Annotated in this window: 21 protein-coding genes and 2 pseudogenes; 15 read left to right on the top strand and 8 right to left on the bottom strand. The window is 60.6% G+C overall.

The window, feature by feature from the left end; translation table 11 throughout:
* Positions 1 to 2: 2 nt before the first annotated feature.
* From tssC to C2H86_RS26820, 4 genes are all read right to left on the bottom strand, one after another.
* Complete coding sequence (gene tssC, locus C2H86_RS26835) at positions 3 to 1,505, bottom strand: type VI secretion system contractile sheath large subunit (RefSeq protein WP_060511716.1); 1,503 nt, start codon at positions 1,503 to 1,505, stop codon at positions 3 to 5.
* Positions 1,506 to 1,519: 14 nt separating this feature from the next.
* Entirely contained in the window at positions 1,520 to 2,059 is a 540-nt protein-coding gene (tssB, locus tag C2H86_RS26830; RefSeq protein ID WP_028697264.1) for a type VI secretion system contractile sheath small subunit, read from the bottom strand.
* 64 nt (positions 2,060 to 2,123) lie between these two features.
* On the bottom strand, positions 2,124 to 2,873 hold the full coding sequence (locus C2H86_RS26825; protein WP_159410659.1) for a hypothetical protein: 750 nt from the start codon (positions 2,871 to 2,873) through the stop codon (positions 2,124 to 2,126).
* Positions 2,874 to 3,311: 438 nt separating this feature from the next.
* Positions 3,312 to 3,881 carry a hypothetical protein gene (locus C2H86_RS26820; RefSeq protein ID WP_159410658.1) on the bottom strand — a complete coding sequence of 190 codons (570 nt, stop codon included), beginning with the start codon at positions 3,879 to 3,881 and terminating at the stop codon, positions 3,312 to 3,314.
* Between the two features lie 139 nt (positions 3,882 to 4,020).
* Between C2H86_RS26820 and tri1 the strand changes: the two genes are divergently transcribed.
* A complete protein-coding gene (tri1, locus tag C2H86_RS26815) occupies positions 4,021 to 5,136 on the top strand; it encodes an ADP-ribosylarginine hydrolase Tri1 (RefSeq protein ID WP_159413011.1) in 1,116 nt (371 codons plus the stop codon).
* Between the two features lie 153 nt (positions 5,137 to 5,289).
* Here tri1 and C2H86_RS26810 read toward each other — a convergent pair whose 3' ends face one another.
* The 4 genes from C2H86_RS26810 to C2H86_RS26795 form a co-directional block, all read right to left on the bottom strand.
* Positions 5,290 to 5,607 carry a hypothetical protein gene (locus C2H86_RS26810; RefSeq protein ID WP_205524577.1) on the bottom strand — a complete coding sequence of 106 codons (318 nt, stop codon included), beginning with the start codon at positions 5,605 to 5,607 and terminating at the stop codon, positions 5,290 to 5,292.
* A 60-nt stretch (positions 5,608 to 5,667) separates the two neighbouring features.
* Entirely contained in the window at positions 5,668 to 6,177 is a 510-nt protein-coding gene (locus C2H86_RS26805; protein WP_159413010.1) for a hypothetical protein, read from the bottom strand.
* A gap of 76 nt (positions 6,178 to 6,253) precedes the next feature.
* A complete protein-coding gene (locus tag C2H86_RS26800; protein ID WP_159410657.1) occupies positions 6,254 to 6,811 on the bottom strand; it encodes a hypothetical protein in 558 nt (185 codons plus the stop codon).
* Positions 6,812 to 6,813: 2 nt separating this feature from the next.
* On the bottom strand, positions 6,814 to 7,830 hold the full coding sequence (locus C2H86_RS26795) for a hypothetical protein (RefSeq protein ID WP_159410656.1): 1,017 nt from the start codon (positions 7,828 to 7,830) through the stop codon (positions 6,814 to 6,816).
* A 267-nt stretch (positions 7,831 to 8,097) separates the two neighbouring features.
* Here C2H86_RS26795 and tssI point away from each other — a divergent pair, with 267 nt between their 5' ends.
* The 14 genes and pseudogenes from tssI to C2H86_RS26725 all read left to right on the top strand — a co-directional run bounded on the left by tssI (position 8,098) and on the right by C2H86_RS26725 (position 23,277).
* Positions 8,098 to 9,936 (top strand): type VI secretion system tip protein VgrG, encoded by a 1,839-nt coding sequence (tssI, locus tag C2H86_RS26790; protein ID WP_159410655.1) that lies wholly within the window; start codon positions 8,098 to 8,100, stop codon positions 9,934 to 9,936.
* 21 nt (positions 9,937 to 9,957) lie between these two features.
* On the top strand, positions 9,958 to 10,560 hold the full coding sequence (locus C2H86_RS26785) for a DcrB-related protein (protein WP_159410654.1): 603 nt from the start codon (positions 9,958 to 9,960) through the stop codon (positions 10,558 to 10,560).
* Positions 10,557 to 11,789, top strand: a complete 1,233-nt coding sequence (locus tag C2H86_RS26780) for a PAAR domain-containing protein (RefSeq protein WP_159410653.1) — start codon at positions 10,557 to 10,559, stop codon at positions 11,787 to 11,789. Before C2H86_RS26785 ends, C2H86_RS26780 begins: the two co-directional genes overlap by 4 nt.
* Before the next feature lie 11 nt (positions 11,790 to 11,800).
* On the top strand, positions 11,801 to 12,487 hold the full coding sequence (locus C2H86_RS26775) for a hypothetical protein (protein ID WP_159410652.1): 687 nt from the start codon (positions 11,801 to 11,803) through the stop codon (positions 12,485 to 12,487).
* Between the two features lie 470 nt (positions 12,488 to 12,957).
* Positions 12,958 to 13,266 (top strand): annotated as a pseudogene (locus tag C2H86_RS28510) (hypothetical protein); the annotation flags it as partial.
* A gap of 1 nt (position 13,267) precedes the next feature.
* Positions 13,268 to 13,492 (top strand): annotated as a pseudogene (locus tag C2H86_RS26765) (HNH/ENDO VII family nuclease); the annotation flags it as partial.
* 35 nt (positions 13,493 to 13,527) lie between these two features.
* Positions 13,528 to 13,920, top strand: coding sequence for a hypothetical protein (locus C2H86_RS26760; protein WP_159410650.1), 393 nt, complete (start codon positions 13,528 to 13,530; stop codon positions 13,918 to 13,920).
* 142 nt (positions 13,921 to 14,062) lie between these two features.
* A complete protein-coding gene (locus tag C2H86_RS26755) occupies positions 14,063 to 15,238 on the top strand; it encodes a M20 aminoacylase family protein (protein ID WP_159410649.1) in 1,176 nt (391 codons plus the stop codon).
* 83 nt (positions 15,239 to 15,321) lie between these two features.
* Positions 15,322 to 16,632 carry a citrate-proton symporter gene (locus tag C2H86_RS26750; protein WP_159410648.1) on the top strand — a complete coding sequence of 437 codons (1,311 nt, stop codon included), beginning with the start codon at positions 15,322 to 15,324 and terminating at the stop codon, positions 16,630 to 16,632.
* A complete protein-coding gene (locus C2H86_RS26745; RefSeq protein ID WP_159410647.1) occupies positions 16,629 to 18,086 on the top strand; it encodes an amidase in 1,458 nt (485 codons plus the stop codon). Before C2H86_RS26750 ends, C2H86_RS26745 begins: the two co-directional genes overlap by 4 nt.
* A gap of 69 nt (positions 18,087 to 18,155) precedes the next feature.
* Positions 18,156 to 18,929 carry an IclR family transcriptional regulator gene (locus C2H86_RS26740; RefSeq protein ID WP_159410646.1) on the top strand — a complete coding sequence of 258 codons (774 nt, stop codon included), beginning with the start codon at positions 18,156 to 18,158 and terminating at the stop codon, positions 18,927 to 18,929.
* A 190-nt stretch (positions 18,930 to 19,119) separates the two neighbouring features.
* Positions 19,120 to 19,776, top strand: a complete 657-nt coding sequence (locus C2H86_RS26735; protein WP_159410645.1) for an ABC transporter ATP-binding protein — start codon at positions 19,120 to 19,122, stop codon at positions 19,774 to 19,776.
* Positions 19,776 to 22,223 (top strand): ABC transporter permease, encoded by a 2,448-nt coding sequence (locus C2H86_RS26730; protein WP_159413009.1) that lies wholly within the window; start codon positions 19,776 to 19,778, stop codon positions 22,221 to 22,223. The genes C2H86_RS26735 and C2H86_RS26730 overlap by 1 nt, the downstream gene beginning before the upstream one ends.
* Complete coding sequence (locus C2H86_RS26725) at positions 22,213 to 23,277, top strand: lipocalin-like domain-containing protein (RefSeq protein ID WP_159410644.1); 1,065 nt, start codon at positions 22,213 to 22,215, stop codon at positions 23,275 to 23,277. The genes C2H86_RS26730 and C2H86_RS26725 overlap by 11 nt, the downstream gene beginning before the upstream one ends.
* Positions 23,278 to 23,320: the final 43 nt, after the last annotated feature.

Raw genomic sequence — 23,320 nt, 5'->3', positions numbered from 1 at the left:
GGTCAGCCGCGAGCGCCTTGCGGCAGTTCGGCGACCAGGCGCAGCGAGGCGGTCAGTTCGTCGAGCTGATAGTGCGGGCGCAGGTAGGTCACGGCCTTGTACACGCCTGGCTTGCCGGGCACTTCGAACACCTCGGCACGGGCTTCGCGCAGCGGGAACTTGGCCTTGGCCTCCTGGCTGGCGGTGTCGTCGAGCAGCACGTAGCTGGCCAGCCACTGGTTGAGGAAGCGCTCCACATCCATGCGCGAGGCGAAGCTGCCGATCTTGTCGCGCATGATCGCCTTCATGTAATGGGCGATACGCGAGGTGGCGAAGATGTACTGCAGCTGCGCCGACAGGCGTGCGTTGGCATTGGCGATGTCGGTGTTGTACTGCTTCTGCTTCTGCGCCGACTGGGTGCCGAAGAAGGCGGCGTAGTCGGTGCCCTTGCAGTGCACCAGAGGGATGAAGCCGAGGTCCGACAGCTCTTTTTCGCGGCGGTCGGTGATGGCGATTTCGGTCGGGCACTTGAGGGCGATTTCGCCGTCGTCGGTCTTGAAGGTGTGGGTCGGCAGGCCTTCGACCAGTCCGCCACCTTCGACGCCACGAATAGCCACACACCAGCCGTAGCGCGAGAAGGCATCGGTGACGCGAGTGCCGAGGGCGTAGGCGGCGTTCATCCACAGATACTTGTTGTGGTCGCGGCCGTCGACGCTTTCGACGAAGTTGAATTCTTCCACCGGGGTGGTATCCGGGCCATAGGGCAGGCGGCCGAGCACATGGGGCAGGGTGAGGCCGACGTAGCGCGAATCTTCCGAGGCGCGGAACGACTTCCACTTGGCGTATTCGACGGTGTCGAAGATCTTCGCCAGGTCACGCGGGCCGGACATCTCTGTGAACGAGTCCCAGCCGAACAGCTCTGGCGAGGCTGCCGAAATGAACGGCGCGTGCGCCGCGGCGGCGACGTGCGAGATCTCTTCGAGCAGGTACATGTCTTCGGGGCTGCGCTTGAACTCGTAGTCGCCGATCAGCATGCCGAACGGGGCGCCACCGAAGGTGCCGTACTCTTCTTCGTAGACCTTCTTGAACAGTGCGCTCTGGTCGAATTCGCTGGCGGCCTTGAGGTCGCGCACCAGGTCTTTCTTCGAGGCGTTGAGCAGGTGGATCTTCAGCGTGGTGCTGGTCTCGGTCTGGTCGACCTGGTACTTCAGGCCGCGCCAGGAGGCTTCCAGCTGCTGGAATTCACGGGCGTGCATGATCTCGTTCATCTGCTCGGAGAGCATCGAATCGATTTCGGCGATGCGTGCGTCGAGCACGGCGATCAGGTCCTTGCTCGGGGTCATCTCGCCCTCGAGCACCTGGTTCACCAGTTCGCCGATCAGGTCGCGGGTGCGGTTGCGCTCGGTGTCGGAGCGGGCCACGCGGCTTTGCGAAATGATGCTGTCGAGCAGCGAAGGCTGCGGGGCGAAGTTTTCCACTTCGACCAGGTCGCCGGCCTGTTGCGGTGCGGTTTGCTTGTCGGTCATGTTCGGGCTCCTGCTCAGGCGCGATCGTCGCTGGACGGGTCTTTCACTTCGGCTTCACGGCCGAATTCCTTGCCCAGGGTCTTGAGCTTTTCGGTGTTCTGCAGCACGTCCATCAGCAGCTCTTCGAGCTTGTCGTTGCCGCCCATCTTGTTGCGCAGGTCGGCCAGCTTGTTGCGCACTTCCAGCAGCTTGCGCAGCGGCTCGACCTGCTTGACCACGTTCTGTGGCTCGAAGTCTTCGAGGCTGTTGAAGTTCAGCTCGACGCCGAGCTGGGTGCCGTTCTTGGCCAGGGTGTTGTCGACGCGATAGGTCAGGCGCGGCTTGATGCCCTTGAGCACGCCGTTGAAGTTGTCGCGGTCGATGAACACGAACTTGCGGTCCTTGAGCTTGGGCAGCGGCTCCAGCGGATTGCCGGAGAAATCGCCCAGCACGCCAACGACAAAGGGCAGCTCCTTTTTCTCGATGGCATCACCGATGTCCACGTCGTAGGTGATATGGACCCGAGGCGCGCGAACGCGGTCGAGTTTGTGCTGGGTGCTTTCCTTCTTCGCCATCGTGTTCTCCAGTGCGAGCAATTCGCTGCGAATCATTGCGCGGCCCGTGACCGGGCCCTGCGCGTTACAGTCCTTCGATCGTCAGCAGCAGGCGCTGACGGATGTCGTCGTTCATTTCCAGGATGTTGTCGCGCCCCACCAGTTCTTCGAAGCTGGTGTTGCCGGCAATTTGCGTGCTGCTACGGATAACCGAATCGTCGGGAAGTTCCGAGCGTACCGGCGAGCTGATGACGCAGAACGGCAGGTCGCCAAAGCCCTTCAGGCGCTCGAAGCTCAGCCCGTAGCGCAGGCCTTCGAACAGCCGGCCCAGGCCCGGCGACTTGCTCAGGCAGTAGAACAGCACCAGGTAGTGCACCACGAAGCGGTACAGCTCGGCGCTACTGCGGTTGGGGTCTTTGATGACGTTGCGAAACTGCGCCAGGTCGAACGCGTGGAAGCCCACCACCCAGCGCGTCGGGCTGGTGATGCGGATGACCTGGCCGCTCTGCTCGAGGACCTTGTCGTATTCCAGCGGGAATAGTCCGGGGGTGGTGCTGATCAGGTTCAGCGGCACTTCCAGCTCGCTGACCAGTTGGAACGGCGCGGCCGAGCCGATGCGCTCGTAGAGTTCGATCAACGACTGGAAGTGGCCCTGGGTTTCGCGCCCGCTGCTGCGCTGGGCGCCTTGCAGGTACTCGCCGAACAGGGTTTGCGGACGGATCAGCGGTGCCACGGTGGCAAGGTAATCCGCCGCCTGCGCCTTCAGCGCATCGGAGATCGCCCGCGTCTGGCTACGCAGCTTGATCAGTGCTTCGACATCAAAAGTCTGTGTCATCGGTACATCGTCCATGAGCCTGCTTGATCGTCCTGAAACGCCAATGGCGTGGACCTGAAAATCGCGCCTCTCGGCTGCGGCAATTTGAGTGCTGGCACATGAATATCGTGTTGCCAGCAATGCCGAGTAGGGCACCCCGCTGGGGAAGAAGTTCCGGCGAGGGGCGCGATTTTTTCCCTGTTTTGTGATGCGGCGCAATGATGGCGCCATGCCATTGGCGGTGGGTTTCGAGTGCGGGAAATGGGGGTTTGGCCCCTAAAGTCAGGGGGCTGAAGTGCTAAGAGAACAGTAAAAACTGGCGTAAAAAGTTTTTTTAAAAAAGTGAAGTGGGTCTCATTTTTTTGCGTCATGCCGTTGGCATTCGACTTCCATCGCGGCGCGTTTCAATGATGGCAATGCGACGGAATATGGCGTGCCGAAGCGGTTTCGTGAGGGGTGTCAGAGCGGCTTTGCACCCACCATGCGACCCTCGATTCCCCACTCCCGCAGCCACCCTAGCAAGGCGTGCAATTCATCGGTGGCCTCGATCGACAGCGTGCCGTTTTCATACAGCACGGCATCGCTGAGCGTGCCCATGCCACAGGGCATTGCGAACACGCTCAAGCGAACCTGTTCGGGGTCGCTGTGCAGCCGTGAGTGGTAGCCCAGGAGCGTGTTGGCCCAGCTTGAGTAACCGCCATCGCGCAGCAGCAAGGTTGCTGCACGCGCCAGTACTGCGGAGATTTCCGTCAGATCCCAAGTGCACGGGTCAGCCGTGCCTCGCTGGGTGCCAGGTTGCATCATCAGGGCATGGTCCAGTTCGCGGCGGCGGCATCGGACGACCATGGGCAGTGCTGCCGATGGATCTTGTAGCCAGGCCGTGTATCGGGCCTTGTCGATACGGTAATACTCTTCGTAATCGGCCATTGCGTTGCTGACCGGGATCGACAGGTAGCACTGCTGTGAAGTCACTTCTATCCCTAGCGAAAAGCGGTGCTCGCGGCTGGTGTAGGTGTCGTTGAATTTCATGCTGGGAAGCGCCTTGGAGATGGACTCTAGCGGCCATCCAGGTGGCCTCGGCTTTGCGCCGGTACGAGTCGTTGCCAGTGAGCAGCAGGTTCAGCAGAATGTTCGCACGGATGAGCGCAACCCACAGCAAGGAATCAGCATGATCGACCTGAGAAGCCCGGATGCATCCCTGAGCGAATACGCCCAGCGCTACGTCAACCTGCTGCCTGAGTGGTCGCCGCAGTTGCAGCAGCGCATGGACTACACGTTGAAGTCCGATGCCCCCAGGCTGCCGCGTATCAAGCCAGCCTGGTTGGACGACAGGCCCTGCACGTTGTCACCGGAGCAAGCGTTGGACCGTGCGCAAGGCGCACTGTTGGGACTGGCGATTGGTGATGCGGTAGGCACGACCCCGGAGTTTCAGCGGCGCGATCACGGGCATGTCAGCGATATGGTCGGCGGTGGTCCTTTCCGCCTGGCGCCGGGTGAGTGGACCGACGATACCAGCATGGCGCTGTGCCTGGCGGACACCTACGCAAGCCAAGGCAAGTTCGATTTTGCGACCTTTGCTGACGCCATGGTGCGCTGGTACAGGCAGGGCGAAAACAGCGTCAATGGCCGCTGCTTCGACATCGGTAATGTCACCCGCCGAGCCCTGGAAGGCTGGGAGGCCCAAGGGCTTGAATGGATGGGCAATCTCGAGGCCTCGACAGCGGGCAATGGTTCGTTGATACGGCTCGCGCCTACGGCCATTTTCCGCCGCCACTCGCTGTCGGCGACCTGGTGGGAAAGCGTGACGCAGAGCAGCGTGACCCATGGCGCGATCGAGGTCTTGGAGTGCTGCAAGTTGTTCGGCGCGCAGTTGCATTTGGCGCTCAATGGCGCGGACAAGGAAGAGGCGCTGTCGCCGAAGGTGCGCCCCCTGCAGCCCCGGGCTTTGATCATCAATGCCGGCGAGTACAAGCACAAATCCCGTGAACAGATTCGCTCGTCCGGGTATGTGGTCGATACCCTGGAAGCAGCGCTCTGGGCTGTTTGGAATACGGACAATTTCCGGGATGCGATTCTGTTGGCGGCCAACCTTGCCGATGATGCCGACAGCGTGGCGGCGACGGCGGGGCAGATTGCGGGGGCCCTGTATGGGGTATCGGGCATGCCGACGGAGTGGGTGGCCAGGGTCGCCTGGTCGCAACGCATTCGTGATTTGGCCAGTCGAATTTTCGAACTTGCGCCACCGGGCGATGAGTTGGATGAACTCACTTACGATCAGGTGTAAAAGTTTCGGTTCATTGGCTGCGTGCTTTTAGGCTCTGTACGAAAACCGAGGGGGGCGCGTGCCTTTGGTCCAGGAATAACTGGCCTTTGGTGCGCGTACCCCTTGAGTGTCAGACGTTGCATCGAGGCGTGGGAGGACAAGGTTGCCCGCCTATCACCCCTGTGAAGGCTTTTCCCCCATGCGCGCCTTGAGCTTGCGCAGGGTAGGGGACTCGCCCCCTGTCAGCTCGATGCGGAACTCGGCGAAGGCGTGCTCGAGATCGGCATACTGCTGCAGCCCTTCTTCGGTGAACAGGTAGCGCCCGGGGATGTCGCGCCATTCCATCGGAGTGCGGATGCATTCCTGATCTGCTGCATTCAGCAGTGGCTCCAGTTCGACGCTCAGCTTCATCGCGGCAGGGTCTTGCGCCTTCAGGCTGTCAATGATCAGGCGAAGCTTCAGAGACTTCTGTTTGAGGGTTTCGGTGTTCATGTTCAACCCTGGTTGGGCGGTTTCAACGGATGAGTGCAGCATCCGCTCATCAGGTCAAGTTCAGCGGCCATCGACCTGTACGCAAACGTCCTTGCCGTCGATGACCTTGCATGGCCAGTTATCGTTGATGTAATGGTCCGGCTTGAAGCACACGCGCTCATCGTTGACCCAGAACAGCTGCGAGGCAGAACCCGATATCAGCAGCTTCGAGCAGGGTGAATAGCCTCTGCCAAGCAGAGCAAGGGTCGTCAGAATCATCACGGCAGGGACGACGTAGAGCAGCGTCTTCAGAGAAAGCCCGAACATCAGTGTCTGGAAGCGGTGCAGTCGTGAGCCTGCGGGTGGGTCGAATTTTTTCCCGGTCCAGGTACATATCGCACAGCCAACCAGCAGAATTGCCAGCGCAGGCGGTGCCATGAGCAGGCCGAATGCGAGGTAAGGCGTTTCCACGACAGGCGCGCCACGCAGCAGCCTGGCGTACAACGGGAACAGGTAGTTGATGTAGGCGTAGACCGAGAAGGCCGCGACCAACAGCATGGCGATGATCATGCCGACAGCCAGCAGTCTGATCTTGAGGGGCGATGATACAGGTGAAGTTTGTGAGTATGGATTATTCATCTGTAGTGCCCTGCTGTACTAGTAATTCTCACTGCTGTCCATCAGCTTGCGTGCAAATAGCTCGATTGCCGACACGCTTGCAGGGTTGCTCGTCGCTGTTGTAAAAGTCAGGTTTGAAGCAGTACCGCACATCATTAACCCAGTACACTTTCCAGGCTGAACCTGAAATCAGGAGTTTCTGGCACGGGGTGTACCCCTTCGCCCACAGGCCAAAAGTCACGAGTAATGCCAGCGTCGGCGCTATATAAATCATTGACCAAAGTGTCAATTTGTATGAATTATGTTGAAAGCGGAACATCCGGGATTGGGGGGCTGGGTCGAATTTTTTTGCACGCCAACAGGCATGCAATGATGTAACAACTATGATTGGGGTGACCGTACACATGGCGATGAGCATAAAGACCAGATAGGGCGTCACCACGATTGGGGCATTCGTTAACAATCTTCCGAATAAGGGTAGTAGATAGCTCCCAAGCCAATAAGCTGACAGAATGCCCAAAATCAAAGTTGCTAGGCCAGTCGCGAAGGCCATGAGGCGAAACAGGTGGGGAGAGCGCGCGTGGAACTCATGAGGTTGAATAGTCATGGTTAAAACTTTGGAATGTTGAACGTCGGGAGTGAGGGCATAGATGGAAGCTCGGGCACACTGGGCCATCCAGGCAGATTGAGGTCTCCAGGCTGAAGTTTTTGCAGTGCCCAGCGCTTGGCCTCGTTATAGAGAGTGTCTGCAACCTCGCTAGCAATATTTGTGATTTTTTCCTCTGCGTATTTTTGCATCTCCTTGGTAGTAATCTCTATGGCCTGCTGGCGCAAATATTCAATGTGGTCCACGGCATACCGAAGACCCGCTTTAACCGAGTTTTTTATTCCATAACGGACATCAAGTTCGTTAAGCCCAACGCCAATTACGAACGCAACTGCAGCCCCCAGGATGACGGGTGCGGCGGCGAAAGTGGCCATTGAGCCAATGGCCAGTCCGAAAGCATACCCGATCGCCGAAGCTATACCGGCTTTGATCAGCTCAACGCCAATACCGCCAAACAGGTCGCTCATCACATGCTCGTCGGCAAATACCCATTCTGCGACTTCGATGGCTACCGCCACATAACAGGACAGTTTGAAGCCTTTGATGGACGAACCGCGCACACCGTATTTGCCGATGCCCATGCTGACCAGTTTGGCGTTCTGGATGCCATAACGGGGCGCATTGAGCGTCTTGCGCAGGCCTGGGTAGCCGGTGAGGATCACGTACTGCTTGCCGTTGCGCACGGTGTAGCGCACTTTCGTGCCTAGCCCGTTCATATCGCGAATGAAAACGGCAGTGTTTTTTAAATCCCAGCCGGCCATGAGCGTGGGCACGCCCCAGGTCGTATTAACGAAAGTGTGGGGCAGGCCGTTGTAGGTGGATTTCACGCTCTGCCAGGTGCCGGTCAGCATGTCGCCCTGGGTGCGAGTGCACACCTGTGGAGCCTGCGTTGCACCGTGAGCTCTCTGGGCGTACTGGGCTTGTGCCTGGAAGTCCTCGATCGACATGATCACCATCTCACGGTGATTCTGGTCCATCTCCCGGTCCAGTTGGCTGAGTTGGTTTTCACTCACGCTCATGGCGATTCTCCCTGAAATTCGCAGTGTATTGCCTCTCGGCTGAGCGCAAGGAGCGTACACCTCCGATGTCCGACAGATCAAACCGACGGACACAATACGATGTAATTAACCAAGAAACCGTCTACTGCTCCACAGCCCGCGATGCTGCTTCCCGTAGAGGCTTTTTGACGTCAGCTTGATGGCATCTGGCGTATCGCCATCATTTGACAGCCTCTGTTAAGCGCGTTTTCATTGGAAGATTTCCAGCTTGGTGCAGGATGCATTGACATGATTACGGACGCCCTCGAATCGATCCTTACGCAGCATCAACGTCTGTTTACCTTCGACTCGCCGCTGCCTCCCGAACAAGAGCTGCAGCTGCTGAGCTTCAGCGGCCGCGAGGCGATTTCGGAGCTGTTCAGTTTCCAGGTGCAGCTTATCTCCCAGGATGCGCGCATCGAACTCAAGAAACTCATCGGCAAGAAGGTGACGGTAGGGATCGCGCTGGCTGATGGCAGCACCCGCTACATCAGCGCGCACGTGTCGGACTTCGTACATGCTGGTGCCGACGGTGGCATTGCCAATTACACTGCCGAGCTCGTGCCGTGGATATGGATCCTCAGCCGTCGCCGCGATTCGCGGATATTTCAGGACAAGACCACCGAGCAGATCGTCAAGGATGTCTTTGCGTACTACCTGACCCTGGCCGAGTACGAGTTCCGCCTGAGCCAACCGCTTAAACCGATAAGCTACTGCACCCAGTATCAGGAGTCGGACCTGAACTTCGTGTTGCGTCTGCTCGAGCAAGAAGGGCTGTTTTTCACCTTCGAGCACACCCAGGAAGGCCATCGCATGATCATCAGCGATGACAGCAGCATGCTTCCGCAGCTCGAGCGCCAACCGTTGATTCGTTACCACAGTGCTTCTGTCACCGAAACCGCAGACTCGATCACCAAATGGTCTTCGGCGCGGCGGATGCAACCGACGCGCCTGGCTTTGAAATCGTTCGACTATAAGCAACCGGGCAACCCGCACCTGGTGCAGTTGAATTCCGTCAACCAGCAGGGCGAGGTCGGCCAGTATGAAGTCTTCGAATACGAAGGCCTCTACGGCTACGCCGACGCCGATGAAGGCGTGCGCAAGGCGCGGCGTCGGCTGGAGGCGATGGAAGTGGACGGCAAGACCTTCCATGGCGAGAGCAACTGTCGCGCCATGGAGCCTGGCCACTACTTTGAACTGAGTCAGCATTACGATCATGATAATGACGCCCCGGATGACCGGCAGTTTCTGTTGCTTTCGGTTACGCACTGGGGGCAGAACAACTACACCAACGACGGTGAGGCGGGCTACCGCAACAGCTTCAGCTGCATTCGCCGGAAAATTCCCTTCCGCCCTGCATTGAACACGCCTAGGGCGGGCATCAGCGGGCCGCAGACAGCCATCGTCGTTGGCCCTCCCGGCGAAGAGATCTACACCGATGAACTGGGGCGGGTGAAATTGCAGTTCCACTGGGACCGCAATGGCGAGTTCAACGACCAGAGTTCCTGCTGGGTACGCGTGGCCCAGTCCGGTGCCAGCGGCGGCTTCGGCAGCATCCAGATCCCGCGTGTGGGCGACGAAGTGGTGGTGGTGTTCCTCGACGGCAACCCGGACCGCCCGCTGATCATGGGCAGCCTGTACAACAGCAGCAACACCCCGCCATGGTCGCTGCCGGCGAACAAGACTCAGAGTGGTTTCCTGACGCGCTCTACCAAAGGTAAAGGTTCAAACGCGAATTTCTTCCGCTTTGAAGATAAGGCTGGCGCCGAGCAAATAATTATGCACGCCGAGCGTAACCTTGATATCGAGGTCGAGGCAGATGACAGCCTAAAGGTGGGTGGCAACAGAACCATCAAGGTCGACGGCAAGCACTCCGAAACCATCAAGCTGGAAACTAGCATTGCGGTGGAGGAAGGTTCGTATTTTGTGACCGTGGATCAGGGGGATGTGAAAATCAAGGCGGCGAAATCTATTACCTTGGAGGTGGGGAGTAGCACGTTGGTAATGAATTCAGATGGCACGATTACTCTATCAGGTGTCACCGTCGATGTTGCCGGAAGCAAAATAATTAATTTGAACAAGTCTTGATTTGCGACAAGGAAAAGTTCTATGCGTGGCAATATCTATGATCGTCTTTCGGAGCGGCGTGAACGTGAAGAACGTCTTGAGCGTGAACGTCTGGAAAAGGAGGCTTTGGACGCACTCCCTCCACCACCCAAGTTCTTTCTAACGAATGAATTGAGTTTTACGCGGCCAGAAAATCTGAAAGATAAAACTTTTCATGTTTTTACTCTGACGGATATTGGACCCAGTCCGTTTTCTTTGGTGGTGGGTCGCTCGCCGGCTGAGCCAGACGCTGATCTGGAAACAGTGGCTCAACAGCTGCTCGACGAGGTGCAAAAATCACTATCACATTTGCAGTGGATTGAGCCCATTTCGCCGCTAGAAATCGCGGGAGTGGACGCTCGTCGCGTTGAGTTTCGCTGGCGGCAACAAGGAAAGCCGGTTCATCAGGTTCAGTTGATCTTCCTGCACCAGGATGAGTTTGGACGACCATTGCTATTGCAAATAACGGGTACTAGCAATAATCCTAAAGGAATGACCTCGGAAGAGCGCAGCGCTTTCGATGAGATAGTCAGCAGCCTGGAGTTACGCAAGTCTGAGGGGGGCTCAAAAAGTGAAAGCGAGGCTGAGCGGGATCAGCGCGTATGAGCGCGGCAGCTGCACGCCTAGGTGATCCGATTGAGCATTCCAGCGCTCTGGGAGGATTGCTTGCAGGCCTTGCAATAGGAGCAGGAGCGGTTCTAATCGGTATTGCTGTGGTCGGTACCGGCGGCTTTGGGGCGGTTGCGCTGGCTGCGATGGTTGGAGCAGGTGCCGCTACCGGTGCTGGCATCGGGCAGCTTATTGGAAGTTTGTCTTTTGCCTGTAGTGAAGCGGGTCAAATCCGGTCGGGTTCAAGTAACGTCTCAATAAATGGTAAATCAGCGGCAAGAGCACATCTCGACAACGCAGAATGCTCGAAGCATCCGGGCGGGCCTAGAATACTGGCACAGGGAAGTGACACAGTCTACATAAATGGTCAGCCTGCCGCGCGAGTAGGAGATCGCACGGTCTGCGATGGGAAAGTTAGCTCCGGATCGCCAGACGTATTTATTGGAGGTGGGACTGAAACTACAGATGCCATAGATCCTGAGGTTCCCGTAATACTTGAAAGGGCTGTGATGGCATTGGGTATTGCAAGTGCTTTGGTATTTGCGAGTCCAATTTTGGTTTTTGCTGGACTGGTGGGTGGCGTCGCGGGTGGGATGGCTGGTCATTGGGCAGGTGGAGAGTTATTTGGCGAAGGTTCGGACGGGCAAAAGCTGTTGGCTTTTGGCGGCGCCCTGCTTGGCGGAGGGCTAGGAGCGAAAGGAGGGAAGTGGTTTGATGCTCGTTATGAATTCAAATCTCAGGGATTTGGCTCTAATCTCGCTAACGTTAAAATTGTTAAAAAGCCAATATTGCCTGTAAAGTCGGATAAGATTTCCCCGGAGCTGTATGGAAAGCTCAGAAGTAAAACGCCAAGTGCGGCAATTCGAAAAGCCGTAAACGAAGATGTCACTCTTCCTATGAAAGATCCGGCGTTGCCAGGCCTTGAGGTGACAAAGGCGCTGCATGCAGATCATATTGTTCCCATGAAGAAAATTACTGAAATGGAAGGTTTTTCGCGACTGACTTTCGAAGATCAAGTAAAAGTGCTAAACTACGAGCCAAACTTCCAGGGGTTGAGTGAAGTGGCGAACACCTCAAAGGGTGCTAAATCGTTTGCGGAATGGGAACTCTATAAGAAGGGCGATATTCCAGTTGATCCTGCGTTCCGGTCTGCAATGATGGAAAAAGCAGTTAAGCTGGAGCCAGAAATACAACAGTACATACATGGGCTGTTATCGGGTTATTGAGGTGAGATGAAATGAATTGGTCTGACTCCTTGAAAGTGCGTATTGTAAACGAGCTCAAAGGTTATGATGTTTATTTTTCAGCTGATGAGGTTCCCTCAGAGGTAAACCTTCCCGAGCAGTGGCGCGACTTTGGGTTTTCAAATGGTGGGAGGGAGGGCATTCCGGCAGAGTGGGCGAATTTTGCTGAGCTTTTGCCTTGGGTAAGTGCATGGCTCGATAAATGTGTATTGGGAACGGTGTTGGCGGTCAGCGATCGGCCATATCTCATGTATGTGTATAGCGAGAATGGCGACTTGTACTTTTACATGGGGGGGGTGCCGCTGGGGCTTGAGCAATCAGTCAATAATAGAATTCAGTGGCTCCCGGGAAGGCTCAAGGCGTTCTATACGAACTTGCACAATGGTTTTGGATTCTACATTGGATGTAGCATGGGGCCATCCAGAGTAGAGGACTTTGTTTCGATCAAAGAACTGTGCGATGAAGAATATGTAGCGCTTCCTGATATGACAGGCGTTTTTTCCAGTGGTGCGGGTGATTACTTGTCTTTGACCAAGCCTCCGGCTGAGGCTGAGGCTTTGATATGGTGGCATGAGGAACCGGACACGCCGACACGAAATATCGACTTGTGGGATGTGATGGATTCCTGGATGTCGATATTCTTAGAGAACTCGGATTCTAATGAATCTGTCCTTGATTAGCAGCAGGGCTCTGAATTGAAGTTTTGTTGAATGCATCCAGCAATCTCTTGTGGTGGTCGCGAGCAGATTTGTGATAAGTGATGCCTACTTCCTGTAGCTTGAGATTTCTTTGTTAAATAGACGGTAGCTCTGCGGCGTTGGAGGCATTGGGTGGCGTTCAACGAGTAACTTTTGATTGAGCTTCCCGAGCCTTATGTTTGGGGGTCTTAATGCCATTAACAAAAGCCTTGGGGGATCAGCTTTCTTGTCGCCTTGGAAGGCGATTGCTATGAAAGGGCAGCAGTTTAACTTTTTCTTCCGTTTAGGGCGGGCGTGGATTTTACTGGTCTGCATGGTTTGCCTTTAGAGCCTGATCTTTAAAAATAAACTCTAGGGGTGATCGCGCAACTGGCATGATCACCTGCGATTTAATGATTATTTGTTACTGGCGAAAATACTGTCAGCGTTAGATCAGCCTCCTCCTGTACTTCACTCCGCTCCGTGTCACCGGTGGTATCCGCGTACATCTGCACTACGACAAGCCGCTGGGCCGCCTGACCGACATCAAGCGCGTAGTCGACAACCAGGCCGTCGAAACGCTGACCCAGTACCGCTACGATGAACCCGGCCAGCTGACCACGGTGATCAACCGTAACGGCGACACCGTGCGCAGCTTCAGTTAAGCCGAAGGCCTGATGGTGACCCACAGCAACGCCCTGGGCCTGGGCTGCCACTACCGCTGGGAAACCCTGGGCGATAAACCACTGGTGGTCGAGCACTGGACCAGCGTAGCGCGCCATGAACCCCACCACACTGACCCTTCCGGATGGCCACAAGCTCAACCACCTGTACTACGGCAGCGGCCATTTGCACCAACTGAACATGGACGGCCAGGTGATCAGTGACCTGGAGCGTGACGACCTGCACCGCGAGGTCTACCGCACCCAGGGCAAGCTCACCAGTTGCTACGGCTACGACGCCATGGGGCGCAAGGCCTGGCAGTTTGCCTCGAGCTTGCCGGCCGAGAGTTTCGATGGCGAATGATTTGCCATGGAGGCAGCATGATCAAAGCGCAAATGGCCTCAATTCAAACGGAGTTTCAAATGCCCGCAAGGACGACCAAACGCAAGAAAAAGCCACCGCACCCCGGTGGTGAAGTGCACGAGCATCTCGTAGAGATGGATTTCTGGGTAAAGTGCGCCTACCTCTTAACACCAGCGTTCCTGGCGCTTTTTGCCGGCCTCAATGCCGTATTGATAGCCGTCTACATCTACCCGGTCATCAGCATCCTCTACTTCATCATCCGCCACCGTTACCTGAAAAGCGTACCGCCAGAGAAGCTGGTCCATGTGGTGCCCTGGAGTCATATCTATGAAGGGTGCAGCCTCTCCATGATCATTCTGAATCTCTGGGTGCTGGCATGTGGGTACGCGCTCTACAATCACTTTTTCTAAGGTGGTTCCACTACGCGGAACCACATTCGTTTGTACTCCCTCGCCACTCGCGCTTATCTGTCGCCAAGCACGACCTGCCTTTCCCGTCGTGATCTCAAAGCGAACAACAAGAACGGGACCCACCCGCGCGAGGAGATTCCCCATGCAGCAACACCAGCACATCCTGGCCTGGCTCAACGACGTGGCCAGCGACCTGCACGCCATCCGCCACGATATCCACGCTCACCCTGAACTCGGTTTCGAAGAAAGCCGCACCTCGGCCCTGGTCGCCACGCTGCTGCAGCAGTGGGGCTATGAGGTGCATACCGGTATCGGCAAGACCGGTGTGGTCGGGGTACTGCGCAATGGCAGCAGCCCGCGCAAGCTGGGCCTGCGCGCCGACATGGACGCGTTGCCGATCCACGAGGCCACCGGCGCCGCCTACAGCAGCCGCCACCAGGGCTGCATGCACGCCTGCGGCCACGACGGCCACACCACCATGCTGCTGGGTGCGGCGCGTTACCTGGCGGCGACGCGGCAGTTCGATGGCACGCTGACGCTGATCTTCCAGCCGGCCGAGGAAGGCCAGGGCGGGGCCGAGGCGATGCTCGCCGATGGGCTGCTGGAGCGCTTCCCTTGTGATGCGCTGTTCGGTATGCACAACATGCCGGGGTTGCCGACAGGGCATTTGGGCTTCCGTGAGGGGCCGATGATGGCTTCGCAGGACCTTTTGACCGTGACCATCGAGGGCGTCGGCGGGCATGGTTCGATGCCGCACCTGACAGTCGACCCGTTGGTGGCAGCGGCCAGCGTGGTGATGGCGCTGCAGACCGTGGTGGCGCGCAACATCGATGCCCAGGAGGCGGCGGTGGTCACGGTTGGCGCGCTGCAGGCGGGTGAGGCGGCCAACGTGATTCCGCAGCAGGCGCTGCTGCGCCTGAGCCTGCGGGCACTGGATGCCCAGGTGCGGGCGCAGACCCTGGAGCGGGTGCGGGCGATCATCGTCAGCCAGGCCGAAAGCTTTGGCTGCAAGGCCAGCATCGAGCATCGGCCGGCGTATCCGGTGCTGGTCAACCATGCGGCGGAAAACGCCTTTGCCCAGCAGGTCGGCGAAGCGCTGCTGGGCGCCGACAAGGTCGACGGCAACACCCGCAAGCTGATGGGCAGCGAGGACTTCGCCTGGATGCTGCAGCGCTGCCCGGGCGCCTACCTGTTCATCGGCAACGGGTTGCAGCGGCCGATGGTGCACAACCCGGCCTACGACTTCAACGACGACATCCTGCTGACTGGCGCCGCCTATTGGGGCGCCATGGCCGAGAGCTGGCTCAAGCCGGCCTGATTCCCCTGTATTGACGACTGCCGCTGGAACCCGGGCGCAGCTGCGCCTGGGCGATCACTTGAACAGAAGATGGAGTGTTCCGCATGCAGATTTCCAATACAGGCGCGTCGCGTACCCGGCAAGTGGTGGCGGCGGTCATCGGCAATGCGCTGGAGTGGTACGACTTTATCGTGTACGGCTTTCTGGCGAGCATCATCGCCCGCCAGTTCTTCCCTTCGGACGACGAATACGCCTCGCTGCTGATGGCCCTGGCCACCTTTGGCGTGGGCTTTTTCATGCGCCCGGTGGGTGGGGTGCTGTTGGGTGTGTATTCCGACCGCAAGGGGCGCAAGGCGGCGATGCAGCTGATCATCCGCCTGATGACGGTGTCGATCGCCATGATCGCCTTCGCCCCCAACTACCTGGCCATCGGCATGGGCGCGCCGCTGCTGATCGTGGTCGCACGCATGCTGCAGGGCTTTGCCACCGGCGGCGAGTATGCCAGCGCCACGGCGTTCCTGGTGGAGAGCGCGCCGGCCAACCGCAAGGGCCTGTATGGCTCGTGGCAGTTGGTGGGGCAGTGCCTGGCGGTGTTTTCCGGGGCTGCTATGGTCGCGCTGGTGACCCACCTGTGCACGCCCGAGGCGCTGGACAGCTGGGGCTGGCGGATCCCGTTCGTGCTCGGCTTGCTGATCGGCCCGGTGGGGCTGTGGATTCGCAAGCACATGGAAGAGCCCGAGGAGTTTCTGGAAGCACGCAAGCAGGCCAAGGGCCAGGCGCCGAGCCTGGGCCAGGTGCTGCGTGAGCACCGCCGCGCCCTGTTGGTATCGATGGGCCTGGCCTGCGGGGCAACGGTGTCGTTCTACGTGGTGCTGGTGAACATGCCGACCTTCGCCCACAAGAACCTTGGTCTGCCGCTGGACGAGGTGCTGCTGGTGCAGATGCTCGCCGTGGGCCTGATGACCGTGGTCATTCCTCTGGCCGGCGCGCTGTCGGACCGTCTCGGACGGCGGCCGGTGCTGATGGCCTTCACCCTGGCGTTCTTCGTCATGGTCTACCCGCTGTATGTGTGGGTGGCTGCGGCGCCGTCGATCGAACGCCTGCTGGTGATGCAGCTGCTGCTGTGCAGCGCCATTGGCGGTTTCTTCGGCCCGGCGCCGACCGTCCTGGCCGAGCAGTTCCCAGTCGAGGTGCGTTCCACTGGGGTGTCGGTGGCCTATAACGTGGCGGTGATGGTATTCGGCGGCTTTGCGCCGCTGATCGTCACCTGGCTGAGCAACGTGCTCGGCACCCCGGTGGCGCCGTCGTTCTATGTGCTGTTCGCCTGCCTGCTGACCCTGCTCGGCACCTACTGCCTGAAAGAAGCACCGCGCGCCGGTAAGGCCGTCGCCTACAACCTTGGAGTGAAACCGTGAACGCGTTAGCTATCGACCCGATCGTCGCCCTCGACGCCGAAGCCCTGTCCCGGGCCATTCATGCCCGCCAGGTGGCGTGCCGCGAGGTGATGCAGGCTTACCTGGGCCATATCGAGCGCTACAACCCACAGGTCAATGCGCTGGTGTCGCTGCGCGCCGGTGAAGATCTGTTAGCCGAGGCCGATGCGTGCGACGCCGAACTGGCGCGAGGCCAGTCCCGTGGCTGGATGCACGGCATGCCCCAGGCGATCAAGGACCTGGCCGCCACCGCCGGGCTGCGCACCACCCTGGGCTCGCCGCTGTTCGCCGAGCAGGTGCCGGCACACGACGCCATCAGCGTGGCGCGGGTGCGGGCGAGCGGGGCGATCATCGTCGGCAAGAGCAACGTGCCGGAGTTTGGCCTGGGCTCGCAGAGCTACAACACGCTGTTCGGCACCACCACCAATGCCTACGACCCCACCCGCGTGGCCGGTGGCAGCAGCGGTGGCGCGGCGGCGGCGCTGGCCATGCGGCTGCTGCCGGTGGCCGATGGCAGCGACATGATGGGCTCGTTGCGCAACCCGGCGGCGTTCAACAATGTGTTCGGCCTGCGCCCATCACTGGGGCGGGTGCCCTATGGGCCGACACCTGAGCTGTTCGTGCAGCAGCTGGCCACCGAGGGGCCGATGGGGCGCAGTGTCACCGATGTCGCCCGCTTGCTGACGGTGCAGGCCGGGCATGATCCGCGGGTGCCGTTGTCGCTCAATGACGGCGGGCGGGATTACGCGGCCGGGCTGCGACGTGACTTCAAGGGCGCGCGGATCGGCTGGCTGGGTGACTACGACGGCTACCTGCCGATGGAAGACGGCGTGCTGGGCCTGTGCGAAGCGGCCTTGGCCGATTTCGCCGAGCTTGGCTGTGAAGTCGAAGCCTGCCAGCCCGCGTTCGATCAGGCGCGGTTGTGGCAATGCTGGTTGACTCACCGCCACTTCCTGGTGCACGGCAACCTGGCGGCGGCTTATGCCGACCCAGACAAGCGGGCGCTGCTCAAGCCCGAGGCACAATGGGAAGTGGAGGGCGGCTTGCAGCTCAGCGCCGCCGCTGTCTATCAGGCGTCAGTGGACCGCAGCGCGTGGTACCAGGCACTGCAAAAACTGTTCGAACGTTACGATTTCCTGCTGTTGCCCTCGGCCCAGGTGTTCCCTTTCGACGCAGCCGAGGCGTGGCCGAAGCAGGTCGGGGGACGGACCATGGACACCTACCACCGCTGGATGGAGGTGGTGATCGGGCCGACCCTGGCCGGCCTGCCGAGCATGAGCGTGCCGGTCGGCTTCAATGCCGCCGGGTTGCCGACGGGCCTGCAGATCATAGGCCCGGCTCAGGCCGACCATGCCGTGCTGCAGCTGGCCTACGCCCATGAACAGCTGACCCGTTGGGTGGAACGGCGCCCGCCGCCGAGCCTGTTGGCACGCTGAAAGGGCTGGCCCGGCCCGTATCTTGCTGGGCATGATGACCATCCACGCACAGACAGGGAGGTCGGAGACATGGGCACAGCGACAGACAGCGGTGGCGTGCGCTCGGTGGAGCGCGCGCTGGCCATCGTCGAACTGCTTGGCGAGCATCAGGCCCTGGGCCTTGAAGAGTTGCATTACCTCACTGGCCTGCCCAAGGCCACGGCCTCGCGCATGCTGGCCACCTTGCAGGAACAGGGCTGGGTCTACCGCGGCTTGAGCGACCGGCGTTACCGACTGTGCGCCCGCCGCCTGTTCGGCGACCGCCAGCAGCGTTTCAAGCGCCAGCTGGTGGAAAGCGCCGCGCCGCTGTTGCTGGAACTGAGCGAGCGCACCGGGCTGGTGGTCGACCTGTCGTGCTTCGACGGTGAGCGGCTGGAGGTGATGGAAAGCGCGATTCCGCAGGTGTTGCGCAAGCGTTATCCGAACAACTGCCAGATCGTCGGGCAGCATGCCAGCCTGTTCCATTCGGCGATGGGCCGGGCGTGCCTGAAGGAGCTGGCGGTGGACGAGGTGCGGCGCCTGGCTGGGCATGAGCGGGTGGGTGGTGATGAGCTGTTGCGTGACCTGGAAGGGGATGCGCACAAGGGCTTTGGGCAACGTACCGAGGGCTATTGGGAGTATCCGGTGCGCTTGCCGTTCCTGATCCGGGCGATCGCCTTGCCGGTGCGGGTGCAGGGGCAGCTGGCCGGGAGCATTGCCTTGCACTGGCCGCTGGATCAGGCGCCGGTGGAGCGGGTGTTGAGTTTGCACCTGAATAGTTTGGCGGCGACTGTTGGCGAAGTGCAGCATGCGTTGGTGAACTAGTTCTTCTGGTCCGGCCCTTTCGCGGGGCAAGCCCGCTCCTACAGGATCACCTCAGTCCAAGGTGCTGGTGGTGCTTGTGGGAGCGGGCTTGTCCCGCGAAAAGGCCCTTGAATGTGGCACATTCATTTGCCAGCAAGCGCTTCAAGCAGCTAGACCTAAAGTCTGACAATTGCCCAAAAGGCATCCTCCAATGCTGGTCATCGAGCACCTGCACAAATCCTTCCCCACCGCCCAAGGCCCACTCCAGGTCCTGCGCGGTGTCGACCTGTCCCTATCCCGCGGCAGCAGCCTGGCCTTGATGGGCGAATCCGGCAGCGGTAAAAGCACCTTGCTGCACCTGGTCGCCGGCCTCGACCGTGCCGACAGCGGGCGCATCCTCATCGACGGCGACCCCCTGCACGGCCATGGCGAATCCGCCCTGGCCCGCTGGCGTCGGGAGGGCATCGGCCTGGTGTTCCAGCAATACAACCTGATCAGCAGCCTCGACGTGGCCGCCAACCTGGCCTTCCAAGCGCGCCTGGCCAATCGCCACGACCCGCAATGGCTGGCCTACCTGGCCGATCGCCTTGGTTTGTCAGCTTTGCTGGACCGCTATCCAGAGCAGTTGTCGGGCGGCCAACAGCAACGGGTCGCCATCGGCAGGGCACTGGCCAGCCGGCCGGTGCTGTTGCTCGCCGACGAACCCACCGGCAGCCTCGACGAAGCCAGCAGCGAAGAGGTGTTGGCCTTGCTCCTGCAACTGGTCGGCGAAGCCGGCAGCAGCGTGCTGATGGTGACCCACAGCCCGCGCCTGGCCGCCTGCCTGCAGCACCGCTGCGTGCTGCACCAGGGCCGGGTGCAAGGATGATGCGCCACCTGCTGATCGCCCTGCAGGCGCTGGGCAGCCATTGGTGGCGCCATCGCTTGCAGTGCCTCAGCATCTTCACCGGCCTGTGGCTGGCCACGGCCTTGTGGACCGGTGTGCAGGCCCTCAACGCCCAGGCGCGCAGCGACTATGCCCAGGCCAGCGCCGTGCTGAGCGGGGCGGCGCACCGGCAGATCGTCGCCCGCGATGGGCAACGTTTTGACCAAGTGCTTTACGTGCAACTGCGCAGGCAAGGCTGGCAGGTGACACCCGTGCTGGAGGGGCGTTTGCGTCTGGCCGGCGAGCCAGCGGTTGCCGTCAGGCTGATCGGCATCGAGCCGCTGAGCCTGCTGCCCGGCATGGCCGTCGCCGGTGCCGACCCGGCGAGCTTCGATCTGCAGGCCTTCATCGGCACACCCGGGCAAGCCTGGGTCGGGCCGGATACCTTGCGCCAATTGGCAGGCAAACTACGTACGGTCGATGGACAGGCGTTGCCACCACTGATTCTCGATGAACAGCTGGCCCCCGGTGTGATGCTGGTCGATATCGGCGTGGCCCAGGCCTTGCTGGATGCGCCAGAGCAGCTGTCACGCCTGATCAGCGACACCGCCCAGCCTCTGCCGCCGGCCTTCGCCGAACGTTTGCAGGTACAGCCAGCGGACGATGACACCGACTTGCAACGCCTGACCGCGAGCTTTCACCTCAACCTGACGGCCCTCGGCCTGCTGGCCTTCGTGGTCGGGCTGTTCATCGCCCATGCGGCGATCGGCCTGGCGCTGGAGCAACGACGAGGCCTGATGCGCACGTTGCGTGCGTGTGGTGTCAGCCTGAAGCTGTTGCTGACAGCTTTGGCCCTGGAGCTTGGGGTGTTCGCCGTGGTGGGCGGCCTGGCAGGTGTGGCCGCGGGCTACCTGCTGGCAGCGCTGTTGCTGCCCGATTTTGCTTCCAGCCTGCGCGGCCTGTATGGCGCCCAGGTCTCCGGGCACCTGCACCTGCCGCTGTACTGGTGGCTGCTGGGCATTGCCGTGAGCCTGTTCGGCGCCTTGCTGGCCGGCATCGACAGCGTGTTGCGCGCAGCGCGGTTGCCTTTGCTGGCACTGGCTCAACCTCAGGCGTGGCGCCTGGCCCAGGTGCCCTGGCTGAAGCGCCAGGCACTGGCCGCGGCAGGGTTGGCGCTGATTGCCCTGGGCTGCGGCGCTTTCGGCAACAGCCTGCCCAGTGCCTTCACCTTGCTTGCCGCACTGTTGCTGGCGGCCGCCTTGTTGTTGCCGGGCGCGCTGGCTCTGTTGCTCGCTGGCCTGGCGCGGCATGCCCGGCGGCCGCTGGCGCAGTGGTTCGTCGCCGACAGCCGCCAGCAGTTACCGGCGCTAAGCCTGGCGCTGATGGCATTGCTACTGGCATTGGCCGCCAGTGTTGGTGTGGGCGGCATGACCGAAGGCTTTCGCCGCACGTTCGTTGGCTGGCTCGACCAGCGCCTGGCCGCGGACCTGTATGTCACGCCACGCGACAGCACTCAGGCGCTGCAGATCTATCAGCAGCTGCAGCATGATCCTGACGTCAACGCGGTGTTGCCAAGCTGGCGAGTGGAGTGGCGCCTGCAACAGTGGCCGGTGCAGGTGCAAGGGGTGAACGATCATCCGTTTTACCGCAGCCACTGGCCGCTGCTGGAGCAGGCTGCGGACGCCTGGGAACAGGTGGCCAAAGGGCAGGGCGCCCTGCTCAGCGAACAATTGGCGCGGCGCCTTGGCGTTGGGATCGGAGATGAAGTGCAGCTGCCGGGCGACCCGCCACAGGGCATGCGGGTGGTGGGCATTCACGCCGACTATGGCAACCCGAAAGGGCATGTACTGGTCAATGCCGACTGGCTGCGCCAGCATGCGGCGACAGCCAGCCTGAGCGGCCTTAGCCTGCTGATCCGGCCCGGGGAGATAGCGTCGGTCAAGGGCACCTTGCAGCAGCACTTCGGCCTGGACGAATCGCAAGTGGTCGAGCAGGCCAGCCTGAAAGCCTGGTCTACGCAGATATTCAGCCGTACCTTCGCCGTTACCGCAGCCCTGAACAGCCTCACTCTCGGCGTCGCTGGCGTGGCGCTGTTCATCAGTCAGCTGACCCTGGGCCAGCAGCGCCTTGGGCAGCTCGCACCGTTGTGGGCGCTGGGTGTGCCACGCCGCTGGCTGGCCTGGCTGAGCCTGGGCCAGACGCTGATGCTCAGCGGTTTCACCGTGCTGCTGGCGATCCCCCTCGGGCTGCTGCTGGCCTGGTGCCTGGTGGCGGTGGTGAACGTGCAGGCATTCGGTTGGCGGTTACCCTGGCATGTGTTTGCCAGCCAGCTCGCGCAACTGGCCGTGCTTGGCCTGTTGACCAGCCTCCTGGCCAGCGCCTGGCCGCTGTGGCAATTGGCGCGGCGCCAGCCGGGCGAGCTGTTGCGGCGGTTCGCCGATGAAGGTTGAAGCCTGGCTGTTGCTGGCCTGCCTGCTGCTGGCCGGGTGTGACGCGCCTGCGCCGCCGGCCAGGAGCTATGCCGGCCTCGGCGCCGAGGCGGCGGCGTTCAAGCAGGTCACACGTAATGCCGCGCTGGTGTTCCCCCGCGACCACGGTGCCCATGACGGCTATCGCATCGAATGGTGGTACGTCACCGCCAACCTGCACGATGTTCAAGGCCGTGACTGGGGCGTGCAATGGACGCTGTTCCGCTCGGCCCTGCGCCCCGGCCCCGAAACCCATGGCTGGAACAGCCCCAACCTGTGGATGGGCCACGCCGCCCTGACCGACCCAGGCGGCCACCAGGTCAGTGAAACGATGGCGCGTGGCGGCATTGGCCAGGCCGGGGTCGAAACCGGGCCGTTCCGGGCGTGGATCAACGACTGGTCGCTGCAAGGCGACGACAGCATCCACCGTTTGCAGATGCGTGCCAGCGGCCAGGGTTTTAGCTATGACCTGACCCTGGCCAGCGACAAGCCGCTGGTGCTGCACGGCGACCGGGGTTACAGCGAGAAGTCCGGCAAAGGCCAGGCTTCGTACTATTACAGCCAGCCGTTCTACCAGGTCAGCGGCGAGGTCGAGCGAGACGGGCAGCGAATTGCGGTGACCGGGCAGGCCTGGCTTGACCGGGAGTGGAGCAGCCAGCCGTTGGCGGCCGGGCAAAGTGGCTGGGACTGGTTTTCGCTGCACCTGGACAGTGGCGCCAAGCTGATGCTGTTTCAGGTGCGTGAAGACCAGGGGCAGCCCTACCGCGCCGGCACCTGGGTTGGACCTGACGGGCAGGTGCGTGCGTTGCAGGGGGCAGAGGTCGAACTGACGCCGCTGGCCTGGACCGACCAGGCCAACGGTAAGCGCTTGCCGACCCGCTGGCGGGTTCAAATGCCCGCCGTGCAACTGGATGTGCAAGTCGAGGCGGAGCAAGCCAAGGCCTGGATGGGCACGCGGTTCCCATATTGGGAGGGACCGGTGCGGGTAAGTGGCAGCGCACAAGGGCGGGGGTATCTAGAGATGACGGGGTATTAGCTCAGTCATGCACAGGTGCCAAGGGCCTCTTCGCGGCTAACGC

This window comes from Pseudomonas putida, from assembly GCF_009883635.2.
Classification (GTDB): Bacteria; Pseudomonadota; Gammaproteobacteria; order Pseudomonadales; family Pseudomonadaceae; genus Aquipseudomonas; species Aquipseudomonas putida_W.
Note: the sequence above shows the minus strand (reverse complement) of the source record. Positions and strands in the feature narration are given on the sequence as shown.